This is a genomic window from Tessaracoccus lapidicaptus (genome assembly GCF_001693815.1).
GTDB classification, from domain to species: Bacteria; Actinomycetota; Actinomycetes; order Propionibacteriales; family Propionibacteriaceae; genus Arachnia; species Arachnia lapidicapta.
Genome location: NZ_MBQD01000024.1, coordinates 15758 through 29257 on the forward strand (window position 1 = coordinate 15758; position 13500 = coordinate 29257).

Consider the following 13500-nt stretch of genomic DNA (forward strand, 5'->3'; position numbering starts at 1 on the left):
CGCCGGCCGGTCCGCGGTCAGGCGGCGGCGTCGTCCGAATCGACGGCGTCGGCGAGCTTCTCCGACAGCGCGGTCAGCTCCGCGACCTTGGCGGCGCCAGCCGTGACCTCGCCCTCCATGCTGACGTCCTCGGTGAACTTCAGGCCGGTCGCGCCCACGACGTCGGCCTTCACGTTCTGCAGCAGCTGGGTGAGTGCGGTCGTCGCGCGCTGGCCGGCGCCGAAGCCGTAGCCGAGCAGCGCCATGGGCTTGCCCTCCCACTCCGCGTAGAGGTAGTCGATCGCGTTCTTCAGCGGGGCGGGGAAGAAGCCGTTGTACTCCGGCGTCACGACGACGATCGCGTCGGCGGCGTCGATGGCGGCCTTCCACGCCAGCGTGTGCGACTTGGTGTAGATGCCCGAGCCGGCGGGCGCGTCCTCGTCCAGGAACGGCAGGTCGATCTCGGCGAGGTCGAGCATCGTGACGTTCCAGTCGGCGGCCAGGATCTCCCGGGCCCAGGCGCTGACGCGCCCGCCGATGCGCTGCGGACGGGTGGACGAGACGATGATCGCGAGGTTGTTCACATGTCAACTATCCCACAGGGATATTGACATTTCAACTAAGCCCTCGGCGCCTCACTCGAGGCGCAGCCCCGCCAGCGTCTCGACCCACAGCGGCATGAGGTCGGCGCCCGGGGCCCACACCCACTCCCAGGTCCGGATCTGCGGGCTCTCCCCCGCCGGCTGCGTCACCGCGTACGTCACCGGGTCCCCGAACTGGTTCATCAGGACGAGGTACGCGCCTCCCTGCGTGAACACCCCCGACTGGTCGGGCACGGGCTGGGCCTGCGAGATGGCGAGCACCAGGTCGCCGGGGAGTTCGCGCTGGATCCAGTCCTCGCCGTCGGCCGCGTCGGCGGGCTTCCCGCACACGACGCCGCGGTACAGCGAGCCGCGCTCCACGGTGCCCAGCGCGTTGAGCCCGACCAGTGCAGCAGTGTCGCTGCAGACGTCGACCTCCTCGACGAACGGCTCCGGCTCCGCCTCGCGCTGGGCGGCCCACAACGGCAGCAGGTCCTGGAGCAGTTGGGCGCCGCCCGCGCGGTTGCCCCATCCACCGACCCACTCGCAGTTGACGGTCTCCGCCGACACGATCCGGCGGTCGCCGTCGGGGTAGTCGAGCACCACGTGGTACGTGATGCCCCCCATCTCGGTGCACGCCTCGTAGTCAGGGCTGGGCAGCGCGTTGATGGCCGCGGCCACCCGGTCGGGGTCGGTGGTCAGGGGCTCGAGGGGGCCGACGCCGCCGAAGGTCTCCCACCGATCGCCGCACAGCCATGCGCGCGTCGCGCCCTGCGGCACCTCCTCGGTGTCGGGCAGATCCTCGGCGGCGATCCGGCCCGACTGGATGTCGTCGCACACCTGGGACACGAGGCCGACGCGCGGCTCCTCCGGCAAGCTGGGCATGGGCGTTCCGGTGGGCATGGGACCCCCGTCGGGCCCCTGTGCCTCCAGGATGCGCGCCTCCAGGGCCGGGTCGATCAGCCCCCACCGGAACCGTGCGTACCCGTCGTCCCACCAGTAGACGCCCTCGCTCTCGCGGTGCAGCGCCACCGGGTCTCCGGTCGCGGTGAGCAGCACCAGGTCCGGCAGGGGCGCGCCCCAGAGGGCGTCGCCGCCGGTCACGGAGGTCCCGGCGGTCAGCTCGGCGAGGATGTCTGAGGTCAGGTCCTCCTCCAGCTCCGCCGCCGACCCGTCCGCGCCACAGGCGACCGCCCGGGCGAGGTCGTCGGCCTCGATGGGGCGCAGGACGGAGGAGTACGAGGCGTCGCAGACGTCGGCGCCGGTGAACGCGAACTCGGTCTGGGCACGTTCGGCGGCCCACAATGCCTGCAGCTCCGCCAGGTATCCGGCGCCGTCGGCGCGGAAGATGTCGAACATGCCCGTGGCGTCGCGGAGGTCGCCGCAGCCGGCGACCCGTAGCGCCCGGTGCACGTCGTCGGGGTACTCGACGACGACGGTGTAGTCGAGCGGGTTGGGCAGGCAGTCGAGCACGCCCTCCGACTTCTCCAGCGCGTTGAACGCGGCCACGGCCTGGCCCGCGCCCTCGACGAGGGGGTCGGGCAGCCCCACGAGCTCCAGCTCCGAGCCGGTGTCGGAGCGCCCGCACAGCCAGACGCGGGTGGCGCCGTCGGGGAGGTCGCCGTCGACCAGGGGTGAGGCGCTCGGGACGGGGTCCTTGCAGATGTCGGGGACCAGCCGCGTTGCCGTCGCCGTGGGGCTGGGGGTGGCCAGGACGGTGGAGCGGCCGGGGAGGTTGAAGGCGAGCGGGGTCGCCATCGCGGCGACGAGGAGCAACGCGGCGAACGTGCCCCCCACTCGCCGGCGGCGCGCCTTGCGGCGGGCGCCCTCGGCCCACTCCCGGGTATCCGGTCGCGGCGGGACGGCGGCGCGGAAGGCGTCGGAGAGGTCGTTGTCGTTCATGACTGGTCCTCCGGAGTGGCGAGGTGGGGGGATCGTCGCAGGGCGGCGAGCCCGCGGCTGACGTGGGAGGTGACGGTCCCCTCGGGGATGTCGAGCAGTTCGGCGACCTCCCGCGTGGGGCGGTCCTCGAAGTAGCGCAGCACCAGGACCGTGCGCTGGAGGCGGGGCAGGGTGGCGAGCGCGCGGCGGAGGTCGGCGCCCGGGGCGGGGTCCTCGAGCGGTGACGGCGTGTCGGGCGGGCTGTCGGACGGCACCTCGGAGCGCCACTGCAGCCGCCGCCACCACGACACGAACGTGCGGTACATCGTCGTGCGCACGTAGGCCTCGAAGTGGCGGTCGTTGACGAAGGTGTCGTAGCGCCAGTAGGTCTTCGACAGCGCCGTCTGGACCAGGTCCTCGGCGTGCTGCCGGTCTCCTGTGAGCAGCCAGGCGGCGGCCCATAGTTCACCGCCGCGGGCCGCGACATACCTGTCGAACCCGCCGGCCGTCACCTCGACCGCACGGTCCATCACTGCCTCCATGCCCTCTATACGCCGCGGGGGGTGGGTTCCGCTGCATGGGGCGTGACAGAACTCACATCAGTGGGGAAATTCGGCCCATCTGGGGCTGCCCACAGCAACTGGTGTGAATCCTGTCACGGTTCGCTCAGCCGACGACGCTCGCCGCACGCCGGTCGCGGACCTGCTTGCGCAGCACCTTGCCCAGCATCGACTTCGGGATTTCCTCGACCACCACCACCTCACGCGGCACCTTGTAGGCCGCCAGCCGCTCGCGGCAGTACGCGCGCACGGCCTCGCCGTCGACGGCGGCGCCCGGCCGGGCGACGACCTCGGCCACCACCCGCTCGCCGCCGCCGGCGAGCGGGAGCCCGACGACGGCCGCGTCGTCGATGTCCTCGTGCGAGCGCAGCACCGCCTCGACCTCCGTCGGCGACACGTTGAAGCCGCCGGTGATGATGAGTTCCTTCACGCGGTCCACGATGGTGGTGAAGCCGTCGGGGTCGACCGTCACGAGATCCCCGGTGCGCAGCCATCCGTCCGGCAGCAGTACCGCCTCGGTCTCCTCGGGCGCGTTCCAGTAGCCCTGGAACACCTGCGGCCCGGCCAGGAGCAGCTCGCCGCGCTGGCCGGGCTCGACCTCACGCGACGGGTCATCGGGATCCACCACCCGCATGCGGGTGCTCGGGAACGGGATGCCGATGGTGCCGGTGCGCCGCGACGGGTGGAAGGGGTTGCCGAGCGCGACGGGCGCACACTCCGTCAGCCCGTAGCCCTCGACGAGCAGCCCGCCCGCGACCGACTCCCACAGCGCCACGATGTCGTCGGTGAGGTTCATCGCGCCCGAGATGCAGAACCGCGCGGAGCGCAGGCTGATGCCGCGCTCCATCGCCCGGCGCGCCGTCTTCTCGTAGATGGGCGGGACGGCGCAGTACACCGTCGGCGGGGTGCGGCGGGCGGCGTCGAGGACCATGTCGGCGTCGAAGCTGGGGAACAGCACGATGCGGGCTCGTTTGAGGATGCCGAAGGTCAGGTACAGGGTCATGCCGAACGCGTGGAACATGGGCAGCACGGCGTAGATGACCTCGCGGCCGTCGACGGCGTCATGCATCCACGCCGCGCCCTGCAGCGCGTTGGCGTAGAGGTTGCGGTGGGTGAGGACGGCGCCCTTGGCGCGGCCGGTGGTGCCGCTGGTGTACTGGATGACCGCGACGTCGTCGACGTCGGGTCGCGGATGGGCGGGGTCCACCGCCGGGCCGCTGAGCAGGTCTTCCCAGGGGGTGGTCCCCGGGGCCGGCTGGGTGAGGCGGTCGCGGGTGGCGCGGAGCTTCGGCACGGGCAGCTGCAGGGCGAGCCGCTTGACTGTCGGGAAGGCGCGCAGCAGGTTCACCGCGACGATGTGCTCCACCTCGATGTCGGCGGGCTGCTGCCGGATCTTCGCCACGGCCGCGTCCCAGGCGATGACCACGCGCGCGCCGTGATCCTCGAACAGATGCCTCAGCTCACGCGACGTGTAGAGCGGGTTGTGCTCGACGACGATCGCGCCCAGCCGCAGGGCGGCGTAGAACGCGACGACGTGCTGCGGGCAGTTGGGGAGGATGAGCGCCACGCGGTCGCCCGCGCGGACGCCCAGCCGACGCAGCCCCTCGGCGGCCCGCGCGATCTGGTCTCCGAGGGCGCGGTAGGTGGTCTCGCGGCCGAAGAATTGGAGCGCGACGCCGTCGCCGCCTCGCTCGACGGCGTCCTCGCACATCTCCACCAACGAGGTGGTGGGGATCTCGATGTCTGCCGGGACCCCCGGCTGGTAGTGCTGCACCCAGGGGCGGTCGTCGGTCATGGGGTCCATCCTGTCAGGACCCCCGGGCGGGTCAGCCGTCGAGGTCCATGTCGCCGGCGAAGTGGCGGAACTGCTCCTTCGTGGCGTGCATCTCCCACAGCCGCTCGGCCAGGACGGTGGGGTCCTTGCGCGGATGGCCCTCGATGATGCCGCCGGGGATGATCAGCTGCGTCACGTGGATGTTGTCCGGCTTGAGGGCGTCGTGCAGCATCTGCCCCAGCGCCGACTCCCCCGCGAACGCGACCGACGTGCCGGCGAACTTCGCCACCGGGCGCACGGCGCTGCCGCCGTTGACCAGCAGGATGGTGCCGCCGCCGCGGAAGCGCATGTGCTGCATGACGTGGTGGATCGCCACCAGCGGGCCGTAGACGGAGAACTCGATGGCCGGCTGCAGGTCGTCGACCGTGGTCTCGAGCACGGGGCGCAGGAACTCCTTGGCCGGCAGCGGGCTGTACTGGAGCACGTCGATGGGGCCGAGATCGGCGGCGGCATCGTCGAGAGCTGAGCGCAGGGAGTCGTGGTCGCGGACGTTGGCCGCATACCCGCGCGCGGTGATCCCCTCGGCGGCGAGTTCGTCGGCCAGCGCGTGGACGCGCTCCGCCGTGCGGGAGATGAGCGCCACCGCGAACCCCTCCCGGGCGAAGCGCCGGGCGGTCGCGGCGCCGAGCTGCGATCCGGCACCGATGATGGCGAGCGTGGGCATGAGGACCTCCTGTGGTCGTCGTCGACTACCCACCGAGCCTATCGACTACCCACCCGCTCCCGCCGGGCGGGCACCCATCCCACCCCTCGCCGCGTGACGGGTCAGACGCTGTGGTCGTCGAGACGGAACCCGATCTTCAACCCGACCTGGTAGTGCGCGACCTTGCCGTCGGCGATGTGGCCGCGGATCTCCGCGACCTCGAACCAGTCCAGGTGCTGGACGGTCTGCGACGCGCGGGCCACCGCGCCCTCGATGGCCTGCTGCAGCCCCTCGGACGAACTCCCGACGATCTCGATGACCTTGTAGGTGTGATCGCTCATGAGAACCCCTTCGTTCAGCGGTGGGAATCCACCGGTCGATCTGTTCCACAGTAGGCGAGGTGGGGCCGCTCCGCAGGCGTCGGGCTCAGCGGCGCGGTCGGTGTCGCGGCGACGGGCCGGCAGACAGTCCGATGATCGCCCAATCAGCCCAGGGACAGGGATACGAGGACGGCCAGGGCGTCGTCGACGCGATGCAGCGGCACGAGCAGGTGGTCGTGGTGGCGGCCGGCGATGACGTTGCAGCTGATCCCTGACTCCGCGAGCGCGCCGCTCACCGCGGCGGTCAGGCCGACGGCGTCGAGGGCCGAGTGGACCGTCAGGGTGATCCAGCCGGCCACGTAGTCGTAGTCGAGCCCCAGCGCGTCGGCGTCGTCCTGGCGGAGCAGGAGGCTGAGCCCCTCCTCTTCGACGACGCTCGCGAGGGCGTCGTCGACTCCGCGCCCGCCGTCGCTCGTCACGAAGACGTAGCGACCGGGCCGGACCGCCGGGGCGAGGGTGGCGAGGAGCGTGGGCAGATGGGCTTGAGCCTGATTCATGGGTGGGTGCCTCCTCGCGGGACCCTGGCGGAATGAGCCTGGGCCAAGTCTCACGGGCATTATCGCGCGCCAACTCGCCCATTCGAGGGTTGGGACCAGCGGCAGGCTCATTCGTCCCCGATGACCCGCGAGTCAGGCTCATCCGTGCCCCGCACACCGCGTGTCAGGCTCAACCCGGGGTGGCCGACGGTGGCGCCGGGCGGGCCGTGAACCGGGCGGGCGCCCCACCCGAGTACCCTCGACCGTTATGGAACCCGGGGTCGAGTGGGTCCGGGACTTCCCGGAGGCTGAGCTGAAGCGACTCTTCGGCGCACCCACCTTCTTCCGGGGCCGCAGCTACCACGAGTCCGGCCACGTCAAGGATCTGCACGTCGCCGACGGCTACTGCCGCGCCCTGGTCACGGGCAGCGGCCGCCAGATCTACGAGACCGAGGCCGAGCGCACCGGCCGGCGGCTGCGCACCCACTGCACGTGCCCGCTGGGCCACTCGTGCAAGCATGTGGTCGCGATCATGCTGGAGGCCCGCGCCCACGTCGACGCAGCCTTCGGCCCGGCGCCGTCATGGGAGGACCAGCTCGCCCCGCTGATCGCGGGGACCGATGCTCGGGCGTCCGCCGGCCGCAGACTCGCGCTCGAGTTTGCCGTCGCTGCGACGACCTACACCGGCACGCCCCGCATCACGCTTCAGCCGCTGCGGGAGGGCAGCCGCACGCCGTGGGTGAAGACGGGCGCCACGTGGGGCGACCTCATCCAGGCTTACCGGTCCCCCGACCTCAACCAGCCCCAGCGCGGCGTGCTCGCGCAGATCCACCAGCTGAGCCCGGACGGCGGCTACGGCTACGGCATCGCACCCACCCTCGATCTGGCCGGCCTCGGACCGCTGGTGTGGCCCCTGCTGCAGCGGGCCGCCGCGCTCGGCGTGGAGCTGCTGGCCGGCGAGGGCCTGCGGTCGGTGCGCATGGCAGACGGGGCCGCCACGGTCACGCTCGACCTCGCCCGCGACGACGACGGCGCCATCCACGCGCGCCCCCGCGCCTCCGTCCTGCCGGCGGGGGCCCCCGGGCGCCTCCTCCTGCTCGGTTCCCCCGCCCACGGCCTCGGCCACCTCGACGGCGGCACGCTCACGCTCTGGGCGCTGGCCGCTCCCCCGCCCGACGGGCTCGACCGCCTCATCGCCGGCGGCGACACCGTCGACGTCCCCGCCCACGACGCCGGCCGCTTCCTGTCCCTCTACTACCCCGCGTTGGCCCGCTCGGGCGCCGTCGGCTCGGTGGACGGATCCGTCGAGCCGCCGGACCTCAGCCCACCGCGGCTCCACCTCACCGTCCGCCACCGTCCCACGCACGTCGCCGGCCTGACCTGGGGCTTCACGTATCCGTCGCCGGTGCCCGGCGGGGCGCCGACGGTGCTGCCCCTCGACCCGGAGCCCGACGGCCCGCCCCGCGACCACGCCGCCGAGCAGCGCCTCACCGACCACGGGGCCAGGCTGCTGGGCGCCCATCCCGCCCTGCTCGGCACGGGGAGGCAGCCCCTCCTCGGCACCGCGGAGCTGGCCGGGATGGCGCTGGCCACGTTCCTCATCGAGACCCTCCCCGACCTGCGCGCGGCCGGGGTCGACGTCGTCGAGGTGGGTGACGCCGCCGAGTACGCCGAGGCGGACGAGGCCCCGGTCATCCACCTGAGCGCCGACGACGGCGCCGAGCGCGACTGGTTCAACCTGCACATCACCGTCACCGTCGACGGGCAGGACGTCCCTTTCGACCAGCTGTTCGCGGCGCTCGCCGCGGGCGACGAGGCCCTGCTACTCGACTCCGGCACATGGTTCAGCCTCGACATTCCCGAGTTGCACGACCTGCGCCGCCTCATCGAGGAGGCCCGCGACCTCGTCGACCCCGACAGCCCCGGCACGCTGCGGCTCAACCCGTTCCAGGCCGGCCTGTGGGAGGAACTCGTCGGCCTGGGCGTCGTGGCGCGGCAGAGCCGACGGTGGCGCGAGGCGGTCGAGCGCCTCCTCCCCGACGGCGACCGTCAGGATATTCCTGTGCCAGCGGGCCTGCGCGCCGACCTGCGCCCCTACCAGGAGCGCGGCTTCCGGTGGCTGGCGGCGCTGTGGGACGCGGGCCTCGGAGGGGTGCTCGCCGACGACATGGGGCTCGGCAAGACCCTGCAGACCCTCGCCCTGCTCGAACGCGCCCGCGCGGACGGCCAGCTCGAGGGCGCCCCCGTGCTGGTCGTCGCGCCCGCGAGCGTCGTCGGCACCTGGCTCGACGAGGCGGCCCGGTTCGCCCCCGACCTGCGGGTCGTCGCGATCACCGCGACCGGGCGCAAGCGCGGCGACGACGTCGCGGCCGCCGTCTCCGGCGCGCACGTCGTCGTCACCTCCTACACGCTGCTGCGGCTCGAGGACGCCGAGTACCGCGCCCTGACCTGGAGCGGGCTGATCCTCGACGAGGCGCAGTTCGTCAAGAACCACCGCTCCCGGACCTACCAGGCCGCCCGCCGGCTCGGCGCCCCCTTCACGCTCGCCATCACCGGCACGCCGCTGGAGAACTCGCTGATGGATCTCTGGTCGATGCTCTCGCTGTCGGCGCCCGGGTTGTTTCCGAAGCCGGAGCAGTTCACCGAGCGGTATCGCAAGCCCATCGAGGTCGAGCGCGACCGCGGCGCCCTGGAGACGCTCCGCCGCCGCATCCGGCCCTTCGTGCTACGCCGCACCAAGCGGGAGGTCGTCCAGGAACTGCCGGAGAAGATCGAGCAGCTCCAGCGCATCGACCTGACCCCGGCACACCGCAAGGTCTACGACCGGTACCTGCAGCGCGAGCGCCAGCGGGTGCTCGGCATGCTCAACGACCTGGACCGCAACCGCGTCGCCATCTTCCGCGCCCTGACCATGCTGCGGCAGCTGGCCCTGGACCCGGTCCTCGTCGACGCCGTCGACGACGCCCACGGGCACGGCCGCTCGGCCAAGGTGACCTCGCTGGTGGAGCAGATCACCGAGCTGGCGGCGGAGGGACACCGGGCGCTCGTCTTCAGCAGCTTCACCGGGTACCTCGCGCTCGTGCGCGAGGCGCTCGACGAGGCGGGCGTCGGCTACGTGTACCTCGACGGGCGCACCCGGGACCGGCCGGCGCGGATCGCCCGCTTCCGCGAGGGCGACGACCCCGTGTTCCTCATCTCACTCAAGGCCGGGGGGTTCGGGCTGACTTTGACGGAGGCGGACTACGTGTTCGTCCTCGATCCGTGGTGGAACCCCGCGGCGGAGAACCAGGCCATCGACCGGACGCACCGCATCGGCCAGACCCGCTCGGTCAACGTCTACCGGATGGTGTCGGTGGACACCATCGAGGAGAAGGTGGTGGCGCTGCAGGAGCGCAAGCGCGACCTGTTCACCTCGGTCGTCGACTCGGGGTCCTTCTCCTCGGGCCGCATCACGGCCGCGGATATCCGCGGGCTGTTCGAGGGCTGAGGGCCGGCGTCAGTCCGGGCGGTCGCCCGACGGCTCGCCGATCCTGGCCTCGTCGAGGTCGGCCAGCACATCGAACAGCCGGCCGCCGCGTCGGATGCCGGTCACGGCCGCCGCGCCGACGAAGTCCGGGACCGGTTGCGCCCGCACGGCCCCCGACTCCTGGTCGGGGCTGAGACCCAGCAGGATGCGCAGCATCTCGAAGGGCGTGGCGGCCGCCCAGGCCTGCGGGGAGCAGGAGGTGGGGTAGGGAACCGGAACGGGCTGTTCGGACCGGCCGAACCCTCCGAACAGCTCGGGCAGACGGCCGTCGAACGCCTCCAACGCGTCGAGGAGCCCGCGCACGAGCCGGAGCGCCTCCGCGCGGCGGCCATACCGGTGCATCCCCGTGGCGGCGATGACGGAATCGTGGGGCCACACCGAGCCGTTGTGGTAGCTGATGGGGTTGTACCGGGCCGACTCAGCTGACAGCGTGCGCAGGCCGAACCCGGTGAACATGTCGTCGGCCATGAGCCTCGCGACGACCGCCTCCGCGTGGTCGTCGTCGACGATGCCGGACCACAGGCAGTGGCCGATGTTCGACGACACCACCTCGAGGCGGCGCTTGTCGGCGTCCAGTCCCATGGCGTAGCACTCGAGGTCCGGCGCCCAGAAGGCGTCGTGGAACCGCTCCTTGAGGGCGGCGGCCCGCGCCCGGAGCTCCTCCGGGTCACGTCCCCCACCCAGTGCCTCGCCCAGGTCCGCGGCCGCCAGCAGCGCCGCGTAGCAGTACCCCTGCACCTCCGCCAGCGCGATGGGGGCCCGTGCCTCAGCGCCGGAGAGGTGGCTCATCGAATCGGTGCTGTCCTTCCATCCCTGGTTCAGGAGTCCCCGGTCGCTGCTGCGCCGGTACTCGACGAACCCGTCGCCGTCGAGGTCCCCGTCGCCCAGGATCCACGCGACGGCGGCGTCGACGGCGGGCTTGAGCTCGCTCAACACCGCTGTCCCGACCCCCCACCGCAGGGCCTCACCTGCCAGGACGACGAAGAGGGGGGTGGCGTCCACGGAGCCGAAGTAGATCCGGCCGCCGCCCAGGGCAAGCGACTCGTCGACGCCGAGGCGGACCTCGTGCAGGATGCGGCCGGGCTGCTCCTCCGTCATCGGGTTGTAGCGGCGCCCCTGCCGTCGCGCCAGGGTCCGCAGCGTCCCCATGGACAGGTCGGGCGCGTAGGGCATCATCATGTGGCTGGTCAGCAGCGAGTCGCGGCCGAAGAGGGCCATGAACCAGGGCGCGCCCGCCGCGACGACGTCATCGCCGGGGTGTTCGGGGTCGACGATGCGCAGGGCGCCGAGGTCGCGCCGGCTGGTGCGCAGCGCGGCATCCAGGACGGGGTTGCCCACCGAGACGCTCGCCGTCGCGTGGCGCCAGCTGCGCATCCGCTTCGCCGGGGCGGCGGCCTCCAGCGGCTGACCCACCGGGAACGGCGGTCCGGGCGGGGCGCCGTCGCCGCTGGTGGTCACCTCGACGGTGGCCCGCCAGGTCCCCTTGGCCGGCACCAGGACCTGGAAGAGCAGCACGCCCGGGGCGACACGGGCGTCCGGCGACGCCACCCGCACCAGGCGACCCTCCGCGGCGCCGTCGGCGGCCAGGCGGAACGTCAGCTCGCCGGCGGCGGCGTCGGAGGTGATGGCCAGCGCCCGGACCGGGCGTCGCTCCTTGACCTCGAAAAGATCGGCGAAGTCGGCCTCGACGTGCAGCGAGAGATCGAGGCCCGCGGTCTCCGTGCCGAAGTTCGTCACGGCGAGGTCCTCGCGCATCCCGTGCCCCACCATGCGGTGCCGCTCGACGACGAGCGTCGGCTCGACCTGTCCGGGGCGCGCGGGGGCGCGGCCCACGAAGCGGCACTCGTAGGGCTCGGGCGCGACCACGCCGAGCGGCTCCACCTCCTGACCATCGACCCGCAGTTCCCAGCGGGACACAACCCGGGTGTCGCGGACGAACAGCCCGTCCGCGTGATGCGGGTGCATGTCGCCGTTCGGGCGCGACGTACTGAACGACGATCCCTCCACCACCGTCACGGTCTCCGCGGGCCGGTGCACGGGGCCGAGGCCCAGAGGACGCCGCGGGTCCTCCTGGATCATCGCCGTGGTGGTCCACGTGCTGTCGGACGACAGGGTCATCATGGCGTCACTCCTCCCGCACTGCCGCGTCGTGACCTTAGAAGCCTACGGTGGTATGAATGGAGGCGAGTGGACCGCGACGATGTGCGTCCCCGGCCAGGGTCGTCGGCCGCGGCCAGGAGGAGCCGGCATGTCGCTCGAGACCGAAGGCGCTCTCACCCCTGTTCCGATGCGCATCGGCGTGGTGGCGCCGCCGTGGTACCGGATCCCGCCATCCGCGTACGGCGGCACCGAGGCGGTCGTCGCCGCTCTCGTCGATCAGCTCGTCGCCCGCGGCCACCACGTGACGCTGGTGGCGTCGGGCCCTCCCGGCACCGCCGCGCAGCGCTACGTGCGGGTCTTCGACGAGCCGCCGTCCGACCTGCTGGGGATCAGCATCGCCCCGGAGCTCATCCAGGCCCTCGAGTCGCGGCGAGCGCTGCCCGACGAGGACGTCGACCTCGTCCACGACCATTCCGCTGCGGGGCCGCTGCTGGCGGGCGCCAGCACGCGGCCCACCGTCGTCACTGTCCACGGGACCGTCGACGGCATCAACGGCGATCTGCTCCGGCGTCTGGACGGCTCGGTCCATCTCGTGGCGATCTCGGACGCGCAGCGTCGCCTGGCGCCGGACCTCAACTGGGTGGGGACGGTCCACAACGCCGTCGACGTGGCCAGCTTCCCCCTCCGGAGGGACAAGTCCGACGACGTCGTGTGGCTGGGGAGATTCAGCCCGGACAAGGGCGCTCACGTCGCGATCGAGGTCGCGGCACGGGCCGGCCGTCGACTCATCCTCGCCGGCAAACTCAACGACGCCGCGGAGCGGTCCTACTTCAGCGAGGAGATCCGGCCGTCCCTGGGGCCCAGGGTCCGATACGTGGGTGAGGTCGACGCCGCACAGAAGCGTGAACTGCTGGCCGGCGCGTCCTGCCTGCTGTTCCCGATCCAATGGGACGAACCGTTCGGCATGGTCATGGCCGAGGCGCTGGCGTGCGGCACCCCCGTCGTCTCCACTCCCCGCGGCTCCGTGCCGGAGGTCGTGCGGCACGGCGAGACGGGCTTCGTCTGCGGGTCGGTGGACGAACTCGTGGCCGCTGTGATGGCCGTCGACAGCATCGATCCCGACGCCTGCCGCGCCGACGCCGAGGCCCGGTTCGACCTGCCCGTGATGGGCGCCGGATACGAACGGGTGTACCGGCTACTCCTCGATGCACTTGCGTGAGGTGCATCTCGTGCAAGGCTGGGGACATGAGCATGGATGCGCAGGACGGCAACATCGACGGCATCGAGGATCTGGACCAGGAGGAGATCGCGGACGCCGAGCACCCCTACGGCGAGGTCACTGCTGAGGATCTCGGGACCCACGACCTCATCGACGATGGCGCGGACGCCGCCGCGATGGTGCCGGACGCGGGGCCGGTCCCCGTCGACCGGGCGATGCACTTCGACGATCTCACCCGTGAGGAGACGATCGAGGACCGCCTTGCGCAGGAGGAGCCGGACCCCGCCGCGCAGACGACCTTCGGCGACTAGGCGAGCGTCA

General features: G+C 72.3%; 11 protein-coding genes. 3 read left to right on the forward strand and 8 right to left on the reverse strand.

Going from position 1 to position 13500, the window contains the following annotated elements; genetic code table 11:
- Nucleotides 1-17 precede the first annotated feature (17 nt).
- The 7 genes from BCR15_RS11005 to BCR15_RS11035 form a co-directional block, all read right to left on the reverse strand.
- The gene (locus BCR15_RS11005) at nt 18-563 is read right to left on the reverse strand and encodes an NADPH-dependent FMN reductase (RefSeq protein WP_068752262.1); all 546 of its coding nucleotides are present in this window, start codon (nt 561-563) and stop codon (nt 18-20) included.
- A 51-nt stretch (nt 564-614) separates the two neighbouring features.
- Nucleotides 615-2462, reverse strand: a complete 1848-nt coding sequence (locus BCR15_RS11010; protein WP_068752263.1) for a hypothetical protein — start codon at nt 2460-2462, stop codon at nt 615-617.
- The gene (locus BCR15_RS11015) at nt 2459-2971 is read right to left on the reverse strand and encodes a SigE family RNA polymerase sigma factor (protein WP_068752264.1); all 513 of its coding nucleotides are present in this window, start codon (nt 2969-2971) and stop codon (nt 2459-2461) included. Before BCR15_RS11015 ends, BCR15_RS11010 begins: the two co-directional genes overlap by 4 nt.
- Before the next feature lie 136 nt (nt 2972-3107).
- Nucleotides 3108-4796 carry a long-chain-fatty-acid--CoA ligase gene (locus tag BCR15_RS11020; RefSeq protein WP_068752265.1) on the reverse strand — a complete coding sequence of 563 codons (1689 nt, stop codon included), beginning with the start codon at nt 4794-4796 and terminating at the stop codon, nt 3108-3110.
- 31 nt (nt 4797-4827) lie between these two features.
- On the reverse strand, nt 4828-5499 hold the full coding sequence (locus BCR15_RS11025; RefSeq protein ID WP_068752266.1) for an SDR family NAD(P)-dependent oxidoreductase: 672 nt from the start codon (nt 5497-5499) through the stop codon (nt 4828-4830).
- Nucleotides 5500-5600: 101 nt separating this feature from the next.
- On the reverse strand, nt 5601-5819 hold the full coding sequence (locus BCR15_RS11030) for a dodecin (protein WP_068752267.1): 219 nt from the start codon (nt 5817-5819) through the stop codon (nt 5601-5603).
- Between the two features lie 143 nt (nt 5820-5962).
- Entirely contained in the window at nt 5963-6355 is a 393-nt protein-coding gene (locus BCR15_RS11035) for an ACT domain-containing protein (RefSeq protein WP_068752268.1), read from the reverse strand.
- A 247-nt stretch (nt 6356-6602) separates the two neighbouring features.
- On the opposite strand from BCR15_RS11035, the gene BCR15_RS11040 reads away from it, so the two are divergent.
- Entirely contained in the window at nt 6603-9821 is a 3219-nt protein-coding gene (locus tag BCR15_RS11040; protein WP_068752269.1) for a DEAD/DEAH box helicase, read from the forward strand.
- Nucleotides 9822-9830: 9 nt separating this feature from the next.
- Here the strand turns inward: BCR15_RS11040 and BCR15_RS11045 are convergent, their stop codons facing one another.
- On the reverse strand, nt 9831-11981 hold the full coding sequence (locus tag BCR15_RS11045) for an amylo-alpha-1,6-glucosidase (protein WP_141680116.1): 2151 nt from the start codon (nt 11979-11981) through the stop codon (nt 9831-9833).
- A 127-nt stretch (nt 11982-12108) separates the two neighbouring features.
- Between BCR15_RS11045 and BCR15_RS11050 the strand changes: the two genes are divergently transcribed.
- Both BCR15_RS11050 and BCR15_RS11055 read left to right on the forward strand, forming a co-directional pair.
- Complete coding sequence (locus BCR15_RS11050) at nt 12109-13179, forward strand: glycosyltransferase family 4 protein (protein WP_068752270.1); 1071 nt, start codon at nt 12109-12111, stop codon at nt 13177-13179.
- Nucleotides 13180-13205: 26 nt separating this feature from the next.
- The gene (locus BCR15_RS11055) at nt 13206-13490 is read left to right on the forward strand and encodes a hypothetical protein (RefSeq protein WP_068752271.1); all 285 of its coding nucleotides are present in this window, start codon (nt 13206-13208) and stop codon (nt 13488-13490) included.
- Nucleotides 13491-13500: the final 10 nt, after the last annotated feature.